The 17045-nt window shown below is 45.0% G+C and carries 15 protein-coding genes and 4 pseudogenes; 15 read left to right on the top strand and 4 right to left on the bottom strand.

The genetic code is table 11. The features are described 5' to 3' along the window. Positions 1-214 precede the first annotated feature (214 nt). Positions 215-634, bottom strand: coding sequence for a PRC-barrel domain-containing protein (locus L5M11_RS09035; RefSeq protein WP_028760076.1), 420 nt, complete (start codon positions 632-634; stop codon positions 215-217). A gap of 285 nt (positions 635-919) precedes the next feature. On the opposite strand from L5M11_RS09035, the gene L5M11_RS09030 reads away from it, so the two are divergent. Together L5M11_RS09030 and L5M11_RS09025 are read left to right on the top strand one after the other, a co-directional pair. Further along, positions 920-1081 (top strand): DUF3309 family protein, encoded by a 162-nt coding sequence (locus tag L5M11_RS09030; protein ID WP_081729035.1) that lies wholly within the window; start codon positions 920-922, stop codon positions 1079-1081. 39 nt (positions 1082-1120) lie between these two features. Next, a complete protein-coding gene (locus tag L5M11_RS09025) occupies positions 1121-1462 on the top strand; it encodes a BON domain-containing protein (protein ID WP_028760077.1) in 342 nt (113 codons plus the stop codon). Between the two features lie 295 nt (positions 1463-1757). On the opposite strand, the pseudogene L5M11_RS09020 reads toward L5M11_RS09025, so the two are convergent. Continuing rightward, positions 1758-2051, bottom strand: a pseudogene (locus L5M11_RS09020) (transposase); the annotation flags it as partial. Between the two features lie 13 nt (positions 2052-2064). Continuing rightward, complete coding sequence (locus L5M11_RS09015) at positions 2065-3306, bottom strand: IS4 family transposase (RefSeq protein WP_263192002.1); 1242 nt, start codon at positions 3304-3306, stop codon at positions 2065-2067. A gap of 94 nt (positions 3307-3400) precedes the next feature. On the opposite strand from L5M11_RS09015, the pseudogene L5M11_RS09010 reads away from it, so the two are divergent. Together L5M11_RS09010 and L5M11_RS09005 are read left to right on the top strand one after the other, a co-directional pair. Then, positions 3401-3956 (top strand): annotated as a pseudogene (locus L5M11_RS09010) (IS5 family transposase); the annotation flags it as partial. 719 nt (positions 3957-4675) lie between these two features. Beyond that, entirely contained in the window at positions 4676-6931 is a 2256-nt protein-coding gene (locus tag L5M11_RS09005; RefSeq protein ID WP_263138401.1) for a nitric-oxide reductase large subunit, read from the top strand. Positions 6932-7049: 118 nt separating this feature from the next. On the opposite strand, the gene L5M11_RS23965 is transcribed toward L5M11_RS09005, so the two are convergent. Then, positions 7050-7298, bottom strand: coding sequence for an IS110 family transposase (locus L5M11_RS23965; RefSeq protein ID WP_411569159.1), 249 nt, complete (start codon positions 7296-7298; stop codon positions 7050-7052). A 325-nt stretch (positions 7299-7623) separates the two neighbouring features. Between L5M11_RS23965 and L5M11_RS09000 the strand changes: the two are divergent. The 11 genes and pseudogenes from L5M11_RS09000 to L5M11_RS08950 all read left to right on the top strand — a co-directional run. Next, positions 7624-7707, top strand: a pseudogene (locus tag L5M11_RS09000) (MBL fold metallo-hydrolase); the annotation flags it as partial. 146 nt (positions 7708-7853) lie between these two features. Next, the gene (locus L5M11_RS08995) at positions 7854-9557 is read left to right on the top strand and encodes a methyl-accepting chemotaxis protein (protein ID WP_263191905.1); all 1704 of its coding nucleotides are present in this window, start codon (positions 7854-7856) and stop codon (positions 9555-9557) included. A 339-nt stretch (positions 9558-9896) separates the two neighbouring features. Then, complete coding sequence (gene merR, locus L5M11_RS08990) at positions 9897-10301, top strand: Hg(II)-responsive transcriptional regulator (protein ID WP_011790469.1); 405 nt, start codon at positions 9897-9899, stop codon at positions 10299-10301. Between the two features lie 79 nt (positions 10302-10380). Next, positions 10381-10728 carry a mercuric transporter MerT family protein gene (locus tag L5M11_RS08985; protein ID WP_011790470.1) on the top strand — a complete coding sequence of 116 codons (348 nt, stop codon included), beginning with the start codon at positions 10381-10383 and terminating at the stop codon, positions 10726-10728. A gap of 52 nt (positions 10729-10780) precedes the next feature. Then, positions 10781-11056: a mercury resistance system periplasmic binding protein MerP gene (gene merP, locus L5M11_RS08980; RefSeq protein WP_011790471.1), complete on the top strand. Its 276-nt coding sequence runs from the start codon at positions 10781-10783 to the stop codon at positions 11054-11056. Positions 11057-11168: 112 nt separating this feature from the next. Next, complete coding sequence (gene merA, locus L5M11_RS08975) at positions 11169-12821, top strand: mercury(II) reductase (RefSeq protein WP_263191903.1); 1653 nt, start codon at positions 11169-11171, stop codon at positions 12819-12821. Between the two features lie 237 nt (positions 12822-13058). Next, positions 13059-13649 (top strand): recombinase family protein, encoded by a 591-nt coding sequence (locus L5M11_RS08970; RefSeq protein WP_011790473.1) that lies wholly within the window; start codon positions 13059-13061, stop codon positions 13647-13649. 25 nt (positions 13650-13674) lie between these two features. After that, the gene (locus L5M11_RS08965; RefSeq protein ID WP_263192001.1) at positions 13675-15315 is read left to right on the top strand and encodes an IS481 family transposase; all 1641 of its coding nucleotides are present in this window, start codon (positions 13675-13677) and stop codon (positions 15313-15315) included. Further along, complete coding sequence (locus L5M11_RS08960; protein ID WP_011790475.1) at positions 15305-16276, top strand: ExeA family protein; 972 nt, start codon at positions 15305-15307, stop codon at positions 16274-16276. The genes L5M11_RS08965 and L5M11_RS08960 overlap by 11 nt, the downstream gene beginning before the upstream one ends. A gap of 9 nt (positions 16277-16285) precedes the next feature. Further along, entirely contained in the window at positions 16286-16627 is a 342-nt protein-coding gene (locus L5M11_RS08955; RefSeq protein WP_011918360.1) for a hypothetical protein, read from the top strand. A gap of 258 nt (positions 16628-16885) precedes the next feature. Beyond that, a pseudogene (locus tag L5M11_RS08950) lies at positions 16886-17045 on the top strand (IS110 family transposase); the annotation flags it as partial.

The raw sequence follows: 17045 nt of genomic DNA, 5'->3' as shown, positions 1-17045 counted from the left end.
GAAGCGAAGACATTGATCAGCGATACACGCTGGTGACTTTCGATAATACGCTAGCTCAAACTTTTATCGTTACTAGGTTACAACCATGGCAATAAGTAAATCCCTAACAACTAAAATGCGTATGGGCCTACTCACTTGATAGACACAACCACACTTATACATATTTACCGAATCCAAATAATAACGCAGGGGATAAATCCCCTGCTTAACACCATTAATCCCTACGGCTACCGTAGTAATCGTGCAGTTCGTTTTCCCATTCAACATCTTTCATATTGGGCCAATGGCCTTTGTCAAAACCCGGCGCCGTTTTGAGTCGCTCTAATGATATATCCATGACAAAACATTTTTGCTCATGATTAAGTGTCAGCATCTTCCAAGGCACTGCAAACAGCTTTTCTCCAAAACCAAAATAAGTACTGAACGACAGTACCGCATACCCGACGTGGCCCGTTTCCACTTCAAGCATAATTTCTTTGATATCCCCTAAGGTTTCACCAGAATTATTAACAACATTATTGCCGATCAGTGTTTCAGCGCCCATCAGATATGGGCCGGGTCCTTGTGCCAATGATGGAGAAGCGAACTGTGGATTGTTGTAAATACCGTAAACATCGCGATCATGATAATTCATTTTGTTGACCTCTTTATTAGCGCAGCCCATGAAACTGGACAACGGAATAAGTGAAATACCAAACGTTGGTTTCGAATTGAACATGTCCGTCATTGGACATAAGTTAGAGTATGCATCTCTACAATCACTCGCTCTGTTCGGCATACCGCTTATCAGGTAATGCGAATATAAACACATCGACTCGTCAGATCCCTGTAAGTGCGCCAGCGTACCGACATCCCATTTGCTAGGGCACAGACTCATGTTACCCAGTGCAAAATTGCCCCGGTATCAGGAAGATTAGCCATGTCAATTGCGACTATTTTATTGATTATTTTAATTTTGTTATTTCTCGGCATGCTCCCCACTTGGCCCCATAGCCGAAACTGGGGTTATCGTCCTGGTGGACTTATAGGCATAGTGCTACTGGTGCTGATTATATTGCTGTTAACGGGACGCGTTAGCTAATGCGCCCCATTTTTACTCTTTATCAAAAAGGATAATCTGATGAGAACAATTAAAATGTTAAGTATCTTCCTGCTGGCTCTAGGCTTAGTCGCCGTGGCCAGTTGCAGTTCTGCATACAACAAAGAAGGTACTGGCGAGTATTTAGACGACAGTGTGGTCACCACCAAAGTGAAAGCTGCCATTTTAGGTGATAAAAACTTAAGTGTGGCCGAGATTAATGTTGAAACCTTTAAAGGCGTGGTCCAGCTCAGCGGGTTTGTTAAATCGCGTGAAGATATCAATACTGCGGTAAAACTAACAAGCAAAGTCCCCGGCGTTATTTCAGTCAAAAACGATATGCAACTAAAATCTGGCGCACCTTCACCGCAACTAAAAAACTAGTCATTTAATCTCCATCATTCCGCAGCCCCGTTCTGATGCTGCGGCCCTTCTTTTTGCAGCAGATTTTCTGGTGCCAAGTCAATGCCACCACAGGTTGAACCGCTATGCCCACTCAACACCAAGACACATTAGCCCCACAAATTCAGAACCGATTAATCCGTCATCTGCCAGTGGTGGAACAAGCAGATTTATTATCGCAAGCTGAATTAGTCCAACTTAACTTTGCCGACTTACTGTGCAAGCCTGGCGAGTCATATCAATATGTCTATTTTCCCTTAACGGCTTTTATTTCTTTGTCGTGTTTCAAGCTACCAAAGAAACGCTCAACAACGGCATTATCCCAACACGCACCCACATCACCCATGCTGGCTCGGATACCATAGCTCAATAGCAACCAACCGAATTGCTTACTGGTATATTGCGAGCCTCGGTCACTGTGAAATACCAACCCTCGCGCAGGTTGTCGCAGGTTGTAGGCTTTCATTAATGCCTTGAATATCAAATCCGTGGTCATGCGTTTGTCTATGTACCACCCAATCCTGCGTGAATATAAATCCATCACCACAGCCAAATACATCCAGCCTTCACCTTATGCCGTTCACTTAAGAGTGAACGGCATTTTTCTTTGGTCTAACCGGAAACTTGTTTTTGCTCATTTTAAGGACTCTTGGATATGCCCTTTCCCGTTTACCATCCAATTTAAATTGCCGTGCATTTCGTTCTATATCCAATACGTCTCTCGGGACATTCCCCGGCGTTTGTGATGGCAGTTGCGTCAACTTAAAGATGATATAACTCGCCGCATCCCTAAAACTCAGTTGATTAGGATGGACCGATGGCAAGCTTTTAGCCATCAGCAACATCTTATATCTAATGAGATTGTAGGCCAGTAGCACGCCCCACAGCTCTTGAGTCACCAGCTCCGGTAGTTGACTGCGTAGCGTAAAACGACTCTCCAACAGATGTTGTTTCATCTCTCTGTAGCCCAGTTCGATTTCCCATCGATGGGCATATAAGTCGACGATGTCTTCGCTGGGGTAACGCATCGGGTCAGTCAACGAGGTCAAAATGGTAACTGACTTACCTTTCACTGTCTTAGTGAGTAAACGCGCTTCAAGGGTATCTGGGATCTGCGGCCATTTCTTTCTGGCTTGAGGCATGGTGGTGAGTTTCACCCACTGGTCATGTTTTCCCAGCGTTCGCACCACCTCATATTGAGTGCCTTTCTTCAATGGTAACAACCAGTGGCTGTCAGGTTGCGCTTGCTGCCAAGCATGTAACAGGCCTAGCGAGTAAAATCCTCGGTCAAATAGGGTTAGGCTGTGATTGGGAATGCTAGGAATGAGTTGAGATGCTAAGTTCATTTCATTTTCGGCAACCGAATCAAAGGCGCTGTTGACCAACAAATGGCTGCTTAACTCCATCAAGCAAACCATGCGAATTTGCGGATAAGCCGCTTCGCCTGAAGCGTTTGCGGTACGCGCAAAGGCGGCTTGATTTTGGACACTATCGGGTGTCCGCCACACTACACCGTCAACACCATACAAGTTAAGRCCGCACCAATGAGGRTGTTCAGCTCTCGCGTGCCAGGTATTGGCGCTGCGACTAAAYACTTCTCKAATAACCTCACTGCCCAATCGTTTACGCGCCTGAGTCACGGCGCTGCGTGCAACATAATCAATCTCTTGCGGCAAAACAATGTCGAGTTTGTTGATGAGTGACCGAACAGATTCCCCTCGGAACAAAGCCATTCCGATAACGGCCCAAATCATCGCGTCCATCGGCAATTTACGCCGTCTTAATGTCTCAAAATGAAGTGTCCGATGGGAGATGTGCAGATGAATTCTTCAGCCTTATTTAGGAAAGTCTGCATCTTTTTTTTAAAATGCAAACTTTCGTTACGAATTTATAAGAAGGAGTATCTTATTCCTTTGTAGTGCCACAGGGCTAAAAGTCTTCGGTAAAGGGGAATAGAAAACGCGCAAGCATGGCAGCGAAAAACGCCGCACGTGGCGCAAGTTGCACTCAGCCATAGATGCAAGCACTCACAAAGTTGTTACAGCTAAAGTCAGTCTTGTGTCAGTTGGCGATAATGAAGTACTGCCGACTTTGCTCAATCCTTTACGGCGAAAGATAATGCAGGTATCGGCAGATGGGGCTTATGATACAAAAGGTTGTTATCAATTACTGCGACGTAAAGGCTGCAAAACTACCATCCTACCTCGCTCGAATGCGGGGTTATGGGGAAAAAGAGCATACACGCAATGAAGCTGTTGATGCACTGAAAGCGGATCAGCTTAAACAATGGAAAATCGATAACGGCTATCACCAACACTCTCTAGCAGAGACCACCATGGGCCGATATAAACAGTTGAATAGTCCAATGCTAAGTTTAAGTGATTACAATGGGCAAGTTGTAGAGGCATTGGCTGGTGTGAAGGCAATGAACAACGTCATTAGACTGGGTATGCCCGTTCGCCAGCAAGTTACTTAATCGGCCAGAAGCCTTGAAATGATTTAATCAACAACGCCGTTCAATACTGACTTGTAGCATTAAGCCTGATCATTGCTTCGGACATGTTAAAGAATTGAGCAACATTTTGGCAGTTTATGCTATGGTGTAAAAATGGGCATATGAATGGTAACTGAGGTACTTTTATATTCAAAGCTAATTAACAGTCAGGCTTTGTGTGACCGACGTCAATCATTCACATACCAATGATATTGAAAATGGGCTAGCAGGATGAATATGGAATGTATGGAGTGAAAGTCACCGCCGTACTCGTTTAAAAAACGCAATTTAGGCTTCTGTACGGCTTTGTTTCCTAATAGTGAAATCCAATGTTTGTCGGGTTTAAATCAAAATAATATTCTGATTACAGATAAACGACTGACGATGAAACAAGGGTTTTATGCGCCATACTGGCGATCAGGAAGCACTCTGTAGTTATTTCTGCTTTTAGGAAACAAAGCCCTTCTGTACCCATAAGTAATGCTGAGTGGATAGACATGAATAAACCTTCTATCCGCTGTCTTTTTGTTAAAGTAATTTCCACATTAATTTCAAATAAAATTAACTCGAAAGTTTAAATGCATAAATCACTGCAACATCTATAGTTAACTTAAAGACGTGAGTACTGATACTTATACTTATACTTATGTAGAGTGCAATATTATTTTAAACAATACATGCGTATTCGCAGGAGAAATATTATGGGTGAGTATAGAAAGTTGTGGTGGACCTTATTAAGTGTCTTCGCCGTGACATTTTCGATATTAGGTTATTTTGGCACTGAAATATACCGAAGTGCCCCGCCAATTCCCGCATCATTTGTCTCGGCAAATGGAAATGTTTTAACAACCGAAGAACAAATATTGGATGGACAAACGGCTTGGCAATCTGTTGGGGGCATGCAATTGGGCTCAGTATGGGGGCATGGGGCGTACCAAGCACCGGATTGGACAGCTGATTGGCTACATCGAGAACTTCTTGTTTGGTTGGATTTAGCTGCCAATGATGAATTTCATCGTCCATATGCTGAACTCACTGGTCAGCAGCAAAATATGTTGCGTTACGAGCTCAAGCATGAATACAGAACGAATACATATGACGTTGAAATGAACACAGTAACGTTATCGCCAAGGCGTATTAAAGCAATTGAACAAACCGGCGCTTACTATAGTGCACTTTTTGGTGGGGCACCTGAACTGCAAAAAACACGCGAAAGCTATGCGATGAAAGAAGTTACGCTGCCCAATCCTGAGCGACGAGCACGCTTATCGGAGTTCTTTTTTTGGACCGCTTGGGCGGCTGCCACTGAGCGTACCGACGGAAAGGCAACGTACACGAATAACTGGCCTCATGAGCCATTAATCGACAATGAACCTACCACTGAGAATATCGTTTGGTCCATCATCAGTGTGGTTATTTTAGTCGCTGGCATCGGTGCACTTGTTTGGGCATGGGCTTTTTTACGTAAAGAAGATGGCGAGCCTGTCGCTCCAGAGCATGATCCTATCTTGTCGTTTAGCTTAACGGCATCACAAAAAGCCTTAGCTAAGTATCTATTACTCATTGTGTCTTTATTTACATTTCAAGTGTTTATTGGTGGATTTACCGCACATTACACGATCGAAGGGCAAAGTTTCTACGGTATCAAAACCTCAGAGTGGTTTCCTTATAGTTTAGTCCGTACTTGGCATATTCAATCTGCACTGTTCTGGATTGCATCTGGGTTTCTTGCTGCTGGGCTGTTTCTTGCACCTGTGATTAATGGCGGCAAAGACCCTAAATTCCAGAAAATGGGTGTTGATATATTATTCTGGGCATTAGTTATTGTTGTTGTTGGTTCGTTCATCGGTAATTATTTAGCAATTGCACAAATCATGCCTGCGAACTTGAGTTTCTGGCTAGGACACCAAGGTTATGAATACGTTGATTTAGGTCGTATTTGGCAAATTGGTAAATTTACTGGGATCGTTTTATGGTTAGTGTTAATGATGCGATGTATTACCCCAGCATTACAGCAAAAAGGCGATAAAAACCTTTTAGTATTATTTATGCTGTCGGTGATTGCGATAGGTTTATTTTACGGTGCTGGATTCTTCTATGGTGAACGTACTCACATTTCTGTTATGGAATACTGGCGATGGTGGATTGTTCATTTATGGGTAGAGGGCTTCTTTGAAGTATTTGCAACAACTGCATTGGCATTTATCTTCTTTAACATGGGATTAGTTACCAAACGCATGGCAACAGTTGCTTCGTTAGCATCAGCCTCATTATTTCTGTTAGGAGGCATCCCTGGAACGTTTCACCACTTATATTTTTCGGGTACAACAACCCCAGTAATGGCTGTAGGTGCAACGTTTAGTGCACTTGAAGTTGTACCTCTAATCGTGCTCGGTTACGAAGCGTGGGAACACTATAAATTAAAGAATAGAGCTCCTTGGATGGCAAATGTTAAATGGCCGATCATGTATTTTGTTGCTGTTGCTTTTTGGAACATGTTGGGTGCCGGTGTATTAGGTTTTATGATCAACCCACCTATTTCTCTATATTACATTCAAGGTCTTAACACGACGGCAACGCATGCACATGCTGCACTGTTTGGTGTGTATGGTTTCTTAGCACTTGGCTTTACATTACTGATATTGAGGTATATTCGACCACACTTGATACTTAATGAACGTTTAATGAAAACATCATTTTGGTGGATGAATATCGGCTTAGCCTTAATGTTATTTACCAGCCTTTTACCTGTTGGCATTATCCAATTTATTGCCAGCGCATCTGAAGGTCTTTGGTATGCGCGTAGCGAAGCACTACTACAGAGCGATACACTGGTAACATTACGCTGGATACGTACAATCGGTGATGTCGTATTCATTGTTGGGGCACTAGCAGTCACTTTGCAGGTCTTTAAAGGCGTATTTAGCGCTTCTGGTAAAGAGGTACATTTGAAATAAAGTGAGATATGAACGATCATCTCTCGGTCAAAATACAGGCCTATTAACTATTAAGGCCTGTATTTTTATGAGATAAACTTAGAGGGAGCAAGATGGTCAAAGTGCACCTAATTTTCATTCAGATTTGGAAGCCCATAGAGTATAAATACAGTGCTATTGCTTCATGATAAACCCCTGTGGATTCCATCGTAATGACAATGTCATTACGCTGACATTTAGATAGCTTCGAGTTCCAATCATTGATGGCTAAATAGTCAATCTTTCTGTTTTTGAAACATTTAAATTTGCTGCCGCTCTTGGCTTGATTTAGCAATAAACAGAGATCGAGCGTTTCTTTGCTTACATCAATTCCAACATTTAATCTCATATCAATGACTCCACTTGCACATACAGCATCATTAGTAAATCACTAAGTGCTCGGATACCATCCAGTATTAGAGAAAGTAAAATCAGGGGATAATCTACAGCTCAATGTTAAACATTACGTGGCGCAACATCCTCACTGATTTTATAGTTTGGAGATAGCTAATCATCCAAAACCTCACCTACAGCGTTTGAACATTCTCAACAAATAGTTGTCCAATTTGAGTTGACCAGAAAAAATGACGGGTTTCAACTTGTCAGCCAAGACAAACTGAGCCGGAGAATGCTCTGTAGAATATTGCAAAACGGGTTTTCATTATAACTAATATTTCATTCCTGAGCACGGTCCTATGTCGACCTTTGGTGAAGAGCGCGAGCATAATCCCTTTGTCGCGGACCAACTTTTACTCTAAGTGTCACGTCATTAAGAACTGTTTGATTTGTGAGCGATAATCACTCGCAAATCAAACGATTATTTCCGTTGATTGTTCCACTTTTACCCATGTTTTCTGGTTTTCCTTCTAGACTTAAAGCAGTTCTTCTGTCTATTGGGGTAAGTATGAAAACAAAAACCATGATGAGTGTGGTATTTTCGACCATAGTCGCGAGTGCCGTGATTTCTGCGGCACTGAGCTTCAATGTTAAGTCTAAAATCGATCTCTTTAATGATGCTGCCAGCATCCGATATCAGTCCTATCAAGTCGCCGATGAGTTAAGGCAAAGTTCCGATGACTTAACGCGTCTCGCTCGCACCTACGCTGTCACAGGCGATGAAAAATACGAAAAAATGTATATGGATATTTTAGCTATCCGTAATGGTGAGAAATCCAGACCCGAAAAATATCATCAGATTTATTGGGATTTAGTGCTGAATTATGGCGATAAACCTAAGCCAGACGGTGCGAGAATTGCAATTAAAGCACAAATGCAGTCCCTCGGTTTTTCCGATGAAGAATTTCATTATCTCGAACAAGCCCAACAAAACTCAGATGCGTTAGTTGCCCTCGAAGTGAAAGCCATGAATGCCGTCAAAGGTATCTTTATGGACCCCAACACCCAAACTTACACGATCAAAGGCGAGCCTAACTTAGCCATGGCGCGGGAGTTATTGCATAGCGACCAATACCATAGAGAAAAAGCCAAGATCATGCAGCCGATTGATGAGTTCTTTACGGCGTTGGATAAACGTACCGATGGTGAAGTTAATGGTCGTCTCGACTCCTTACATGCGGCATTAAACTGGTCTCAGTTCGTGTTATTTATCGTGATTTTAGCGGCCGTTGGTGGTTTCATTATCGTTAAGAGCCGGATTGTGACTCCCTTAGTGCAGACCTGTAGTGAGTTGCTCGACATTCAGCGCTCTAAAAATCTTGCGCGGCGGATTTCTGTTACCACCGAGGGAGAGATTGGCGAAATCGTTAATCAAATCAACTTGTTTATCTCTTCCCTTGCCAGTTCCTTATCGACAACGGATGGCATTGCTAAAGAGGTGGCTGATTTAGCGAAGCAAACTAAAGCATCCATTCAAGTTTCGCGTGAAAGTTCCAATCGAGTGGCCAGAGAACTGGATGCCAGTGCCAGTGCGATGGAAGAAATGACCACGACGTTGGTGCATGTAAGTGAGAGTACGTCAAACGCTGAAAGCCGCGCCGCTGAAAATGAAGCGCATGTCACTGTGGGTAAACAGACGGTATCGGAAGCGTTGAAAGCCATGTCGGTATTAGAAACTGAGTTTACCAACACTCAAGATTCTATGTCGCATCTAGTGAACGAAAGCACCCAAGTCAGTAATGTGTTGAGTGTGATTAAGGCGATTGCAGAGCAGACGAATTTGCTGGCACTGAATGCCGCGATTGAAGCCGCAAGGGCCGGTGAGCAAGGGCGAGGCTTCGCTGTGGTGGCCGATGAGGTTCGATCATTAGCCCAGCGCACCCAAGATTCCACTAAGGAAATCGATGATATTGTCGCAAGCCTTCAAAATCGTACGAATCAAGTGGGTACATCTGTGACTCAAGCGGCGACGCTTATGCAAAAGGCGGGGGTAGAGTTGCAACGTATCGTAGCTGTATTTGAGGATATTCGCCACAGTACGGAAGCGATTCATGGGATCAATACTCAGGTTGCCGCTTCGACTGAGGAACAGTCCTTGGTTTCTAAAGAAATCGCTTCGAGTATGATGGTGATCCGCGATAATTCCCGTGAAGTATCACAGATTATCGAACAGATAGAATCGACCTCTATTTGTAGTGGCTCGCAAACATAATACCGCGAGCTTGATTACATCCGGCTTCTCGGACTCAGATTAACTGTTAAAAAGCCGAACGCTCGGCTCACAATCACTGCTAATGAGATATCCAGAATTAATAACGAGCTTGAATTTATCCTTATCGGCTCACATTAACTGGCTACAGTTGTCATTCATTATGCTCAGTGGACAGTCGCATAAATTTACAAATGTTGGAGTTGCCGTGACCAGCAACCAGCATTGAGGTTATCAATGAACAGCGTTATAGCTGATCGAAATCCTCAGGAAGCAAAATCTCGTACTAATGTTATTGATGGCTAATTTTGGATTATAATAGACCGTATGTAAGTACGGTAAATGGACGTAACTTTGTATACAATCGGCCAATTAGCTAATGCAGCTGTCGTTAACGTTGAAACTATCCGCTACTACGAACGCCGCGGTCTTGTTGAACAGCCTGGTAAACCGACACAGGGGTTTCGCCGGTATCCTGTCACTACCCTGAATCGGCTTCGATTTATCAAGCGGGCGCAGGAGTTAGGGTTCACACTGGAAGAAATCCATCATCTGCTCACACTCAATGATACCCCATGTCAGGGCGTTCAGGACGTGGCCACACTCAAGCTTGCCAATGTCCGCTCAAAGATTGCAGATCTGCAGAGTCTGGAACTTGTTCTTCATCACCTGCTGAGCCAATGCGCATCCAATCCGGATCAGACCCATTGCCCCATTATCGAATCCCTACAACCACATAACAACTAAACCCACCGATTGGGCTTGACTCCGTACTATGGTACGGCATCTACACTGACACCGATAGCTCTAATCCCAGGAGTAAAACGTGTCCATAAAAGAGTCAAATCTCCCCGTTATCGGTGGAATAGTTGCGGCTATTGGTGCAGGCGTTTGTTGTGCCGGTCCTTTCGTTTTGTTGCTACTTGGGGTGAGTGGTTCCTGGATTGGTCATTTGACCATGTTAGAACCTTATCGCCCTATTTTTATTCTGCTGGTTTTAACCTCGTTTGGATTTGCTGGCTGGAAGGTCTATCGACCTACTGACATGTGCGCTCCAGGAACAGTCTGTGCAGTTCCCCAAGTGCGAAAACGCAGGCAGGTGATCTTTTGGTTATCAGCACTCACAGCATTAATGTTAGTCACCAGCAATTATTGGATTGTCTGGTTCGCCTGAATACTTTTTACCCTCAATTTTGTTAACGTTTTATACGTTATTGGAGCGAATGATGAAGAAAATCACCTTGTTGTTTTTGCTAACGTTGACCAGCCTGAGCGCTATAGCCGAAACGAAAACGGTTACGTTGGAAGTTCCGACCATGAACTGCGTCACTTGTCCGTTTACGGTCAAAAAAGCCTTACAAAATGTCGAGGGCGTCAGTAAAGCTGAAGTCACCTTTGACACCAAGTTAGCAGTAGTCACCTTCGATGACGAAAAAACCACGGTGAAAGCACTGACTGAAGCCACCACTAACGCGGGTTATCCGTCAACGGTCAAAGAGTAAAGCGCGGAAAGACTACTACGATTACGGACACTGTTTCGGCGATAAGCTGAGCTTGTTGGTTTGCAATAATTAACAATCGCAGAAAATACATCTGTGCTGTTGAGGAACGAAAATGCTCTTGTTATCGATAAAAGGGATGACCTGCCCAAGCTGTGTCTCCCATATTAAAGATGCGCTCGATGCGACCGAAGGAGTGAATAACGTTGAGATCTCCTATGCAAATGCCAGCGCAGCGGTCACCACAAACGGGAAGGTAAGTGTGGCGGATCTCGTCAAGGCGGTTAAAACTCTGGGTTATGCTGCACAAGTCAATCCAGAACCTCAAACTTGTTTTGACAACACTAATCTCAGCAATACAGAAAATATCAGCCCACAACAGGTGGTGATCATTGGCAGTGGCTCTGGTGCTTTTGCCTGTGCGATTAAAGCTGCTGACGGAGGAGCTAAGGTTACGCTCATCGAAGGTGCGGATGTTATTGGCGGCTGCTGTGTCAATGTCGGCTGTGTCCCGTCCAAGATCCTGATCCGCGCCGCACAACTGGCGCAGCAACAACGAAACAATCCTTTTATCGGATTGGCAAATCATTCACCCCAGCTCAATCGCGCACTGTTGGCTGAGCAACAAACAGCGCTTGTCGAAGAATTACGCGTGGCAAAATACCAAAATATTCTGGATATCAATCCGGCACTGAGTTTGATAAAAGGTTGGGCGACTTTCAAAAACGCGAACACTTTGATTGTCAGCAAAAGTGATGGCTCCCAACAAGAAATACACGCTGACAAGGTGCTGATTGCTACCGGTTCGAGCCCGACCATCCCACCTATTGAAGGTCTGAGCGAAACCCCGTACTGGACTTCTTCTGAAGCGCTGTTTGCGACTGAACTACCAGAACATCTGGTCATCATTGGATCTTCTGTCGTTGCGCTGGAAATTGCTCAGGCTTATCGCCGTTTAGGCAGTGACGTTACCCTATTGGCCAGACACACGCTTCTTTATCGCGATGAGCCGTTACTCGGTGAAAAATTAACAGACTGCTTTGAGAATGAAGGTATCAGGGTTCTAAACCATACCGAGGCGTCACATGTTTCCCATGACGGACGGCAGTTTACCTTGAAAACCAATGCAGGCACTTTACGCTGTGACAAGCTTCTAATATGCACAGGGCGTCATGCAAATACAGCCAGTCTTAACCTCGATGCAGTTGGGATCAGGACAGACAAACACGGGGCGATCATCGTTAACGAGATGATGGAAACAAGCGTTCCAGGGGTTTATGCCGCAGGTGATTGTTCCACTATGCCGCAGTTTGTATATGTCGCTGCGGCGGCGGGTAGCCGCGCAGGAATGAATATGACCGGTGGCGAGAGTAAACTTGACCTATCCTCGATGCCGGCGGTCATTTTTACCGATCCGCAGGTTGCAACCGTCGGACTGACGGAAGTTGAGGCCAGACAGCAGGGTATTCACACGGACAGCCGGGTACTCGACATGAAAAATGTACCCAGAGCACTGGCCAATTTCGAAACTGACGGCTTTATCAAGCTCGTGATTGAAAAGACCACAGGAAGACTGATTGGTGCACAACTTTTGGCCCATGAAGGCGGAGAAATGATCCAAACTGCAGCTCTAGCTATCCGCAATCGGATGACTATCACTGAGTTAGCTGACCAGTTGTTTCCATATTTGACCATGGTTGAAGGGATCAAGCTCTGCGCTCAAATCTTTCACAAAGATGTGAATGAGTTGTCCTGCTGTGCTGGATGAAATTGACAACGGCCAGTTGATAACACTGGCCTAATTTCGTCTGAAAATAAAACAATCTTCTTTAAAATCGATCCTCATTCTTTTGGTTCATAAAAATGAACGTATTTATGAACCAACAAGAGGTGCATGCAACCCTGAAAAAAATTCTCAAAAAACCGTTCAGTTAACTGGTTGATGAAATCAGCGTTCAGAACCATACTCTTTCATTCAATTAAATGAACGATTCAGGGTTATCTGATGATTTTTGGGTACTGCCGGATCAGCACCAAAGGGCAAAGTTTTGACCTGCAGGAAGACGCGCTCAAAAACGCCGGTTGTGAACGTGTTTTTAGAGATATCGCTTCCGGCGCAAAAACCAAAAGACCTGGCCTTGATGATTTACTTGGTCAGCTCAGAGCTGGCGACATCATCGTGGTATATAAACTGGACCGGCTCGGACGGTCGTTACAGCATTTGGTGCATTTGATGAACCAATTGACCGAACAGCAGATTGGCCTTCGCAGTCTTAACGACCCAGTGGATACCACCACGCCACAAGGGCGTCTCATCACGAATGTGTTTGCCTCCATCGCTGAATTTGAACGGGATTTGATTAGGGAGCGCACAAAAGCAGGATTGGCTTCGGCTCGGGCACGCGGACGCAACGGAGGGCGACCAGCAGGACTTAGCAAAGACGCCCAAAATGTGGCAATAGCGGCAGAAGCATTATACAAGCAAGGCAGTCTCAGTGCGCAGCAAATTGCCGCACAGCTCAATATCTCCAAGACCACTCTTTATAAATACCTACGACTTCAGGGAGTTGGTATTGGCAGTGTTGGGCTCAGGTGATGCCATGAACTCAGCGAAGCGCGGCATTGCACAGGAAGTTTTGATTGATCTCTACCATCGATTGGAAGGCTTACCGCCGCGCAGTGCTCAACGACGTGACATCATTGCACAGGCCACAGCCCTCTACGGCATTTCAGAAAGTTCCTTGTACCGACACTTACGCAATTTGTACCAGCCCAAATCCATCCGCCGCAGTGATGCGGGTAAACCCAGAGCTATTCCTCAGGCTGAACTGGAACAGTATTGTGAAATCATTGCAGCGCTGAAAATTCGCACGATGAATAAAAATGGCCGTCATCTTTCAACGGCCAATGCGATTGCGCTGCTGGAACGCACAGGTGTCGACTCGGATTATGGGTTCATCAAAGTGCCGGTTGGACGATTGAACAAAGCAACCGTCAATCGTTACCTGCAGCAATGGGGTTTTAATCCGAAACAAGTACTCAGAGATACGCCTGCGGTCCGGTTCCAAGCCACATATAGCAATGAATGCTGGCAATTCGATCTAAGCCCATCTGATTTGAAGCATGTGCAGGAACCGCTCTGGTTTGATCCACAAAAAGGCAGGCCGCTGCTGATGCTCTACAGCGTGGTCGATGACCGCAGCGGGGTTTGCTATCAGGAATATCGGAACGTCTATGGCGAGGATACGCCAGCGGCCTTACTGTTTTTGTTCAATGCCATGAGTGCGAAGTCTGACAGCGAGTTTCCATTCCGTGGTATCCCGAAAACCATCTATCTGGATAATGGTCCCATCGCTAAAAGCCGTGTATTTCGCAATGTCATGGTATTTTTGGGCGTTGAGCTGAAAGTCCATGAACCTGCAAGCGCCACTGACAGGCGCAAAACTGCCCGTTCAAAAGGCAAAGTCGAGCGAGCCTTTCGGACAGTCAAAGAATGCCATGAAGTGCTCTATCACCTGCGGGAACCCAAAAATGAGGTCGAAGCCAATGACATGCTGCGGGAATACCTAAAGCAATATAACGACCACTCGCACCGTTTAGAGACTCATTCCCGCATGGAGGACTGGCAACTCAATATTCCGCCTTCTGGTATTCAAAGCATGTGCAGCTGGGAGCGATTTTGTGCATTTGCCAGAGAACCGGAGCAACGTACTGTCGGCATTGATGCCAGGATCAGCGTCGATGGCACCGTTTATGAAATCAGTCCGGAACTTGCCGGTGAACGGGTTGTACTCTGGTGGGGGCTGTTTGACGACGAACTATTTGTTGAACATGAAGGCAAGCGGTACGGAGCATATCTTCCAGTCAGCGGTCCTATTCCTCTCTACCGGTACCGGAAATTTAAAAAGACTCAGGCCGAGAAGAAATTAGACAAGTTAGAAACTCTGGCAAAGTCGCTGAGCTTGCGGGATATTGGGGACGAGCAAAATGTGGCCATCCTCAAAACGATGCTTAAAACCGTGAATGTTATTGCGGATAAACCGTTTGCAGACCCTGATCCTTATAACGACCTGAGCTACTCAAGTGTACTCAAAGCAAAGCTCGCCATCGCAGACTATCTCGGTAAGCCACTGGCGCTGTTAAGCCAAACAGATCGGGACTTTATAGAAGCCATTTTGGATGAAACATTGGAAAAATCCGTTGTCATGGCACGACTGAAATCGTACTTCCATCCAAAAGGAGATAGCACTCATGCAACTTGAAGTCATGGAGCACTACGGCATTATTAAGTATTTTCGGGACGCGGACTATTTCGAAACTGAGCACCAGCGGCGGATCTTTAATCAGCTCAAAAAGGTGATCCCTGAGGGGCAGCTGATTGCATTATCCGGTGTAGTCGGCAGCGGTAAAACCACGACATTATCACGACTGCAAGACTTACTGGCGAAAGAGAAAAAAGTCATTGTTGCAAAATCGTTGTCTGTCGAGAAGACAAAGACCAATCTTGGAACGCTGATCACCGCTCTGTTTTATGATGTCAGCGGAGATAAAGACTATCGGGTACCCAAACTCGGCGAGAAGCGGGAACGTGAATTACGCGACTTAATTCAGGATGTCAAAAAGCCAGTGGTGCTGTTAGTGGACGAAGCCCATGATTTGCATCATCGTACGCTGACGGGATTAAAACGGTTGATGGAAGTGATCAGAGACGGTGGTGGCAAACTGTCAATTTTATTAGCCGGTCATCCAAAGCTAAAAAATGACTTAAAAGGCCCAACGATGGAAGAAGTAGGTTATCGGACCATTGTCGTGTCATTAGATGCTATGCAGGGCAACTTGCGCGAGTACGTGTACTGGCTGCTGGACAATTGCACAGATGATAAAACCAAACCCACAGATGTCATCGAGGAACAGGCCATCGACTACCTGGTAGAGCGATTGACGACACCATTGCAAATTGAGCAACACTTATCGCTGGCATTGGAAGAAGGTTTTAATGTGGGTGTGAAACCTATCACGGTTGACGTGTTGGATTTAACCCTGTCCAGACGGATCAATGATATAGAGCCACGTCTTATCCGGCATGGCTACAGCGAAAAAGTACTGGTGGATCAGTTTCATTACAAACCGGCTGAGCTTCGGAAATTTTTTAAAGGTGAGTTGGATGCTAATCGGGTCAAAGAAATTACGCAGGACTTGCGGGAAGCTGGGCTGCCCATTTAAAGGAACTTTATGTCTGAAAAGATACAGTGGCAGCCGATTAGCATGCTGCCTTTACTTGTTCAAATGGTTGAGGAAGTGCACAGCAGTACCCAACAGCAGACCCTCAACCTGGAGAAAGCAAAGGGTAATCCATTTTTGTTTTCGGCCTGTGAGCTAATCAGAACGGAAAGAGCTTACCAGGAACAGCTGGGTTCGCTGAGTTTATTTCAGCAGCAATGTGAGCGGTGGCTTGCAGAAGACATTCAACCTGAAAACGAAGTGATGGTCATGGATACGCTGGAGAGACTGTTAGAAATGGACATTATGACGAAAACCGTACTTACGCAACTCAAGTCATTTGTTGGTACCTAATGTGAGCCTAGCTAGATGAATTCAAGCCCGATGGCACAGCGGCAAATCTCATTGGCACTGATTGTGAGCCGAGCACTTGGCTTATTATCAATTAATCTGAGTCGGGAAAACCGGATGTAATCAAGCTTGCGGGATTATGTTTGCGAGCCACTACATCTATTAGCCTAGATATGTAGTGATGTGATGGACGCCTCAGCACCTAAGCTTGCAGTATTATGCCAAGCTTAAAGCTGACAAATAGTTCTGGAGGTTTCCATCATGGATATTAAAGTTATTGGTATCGATTTAGCCAAAAATGTTTTTCAAGTTTGTGTTTGTCTTATGGATAACTCTGTCATGAGTAACAAAAAGGTTAACAGAAACAAGCTGCTCGATAAAATTAGACAATTCCCCGAAGGTAGCCTTATTGCTATGGAGG

This window comes from Shewanella sp. SM87 (assembly GCF_025653705.1).
In the GTDB taxonomy this organism is placed as follows: Bacteria; Pseudomonadota; Gammaproteobacteria; order Enterobacterales; family Shewanellaceae; genus Shewanella; species Shewanella oncorhynchi.
The sequence above is the reverse complement of the archived record's forward strand: the minus strand, read 5'-3'. Positions and strand labels throughout refer to the sequence as shown.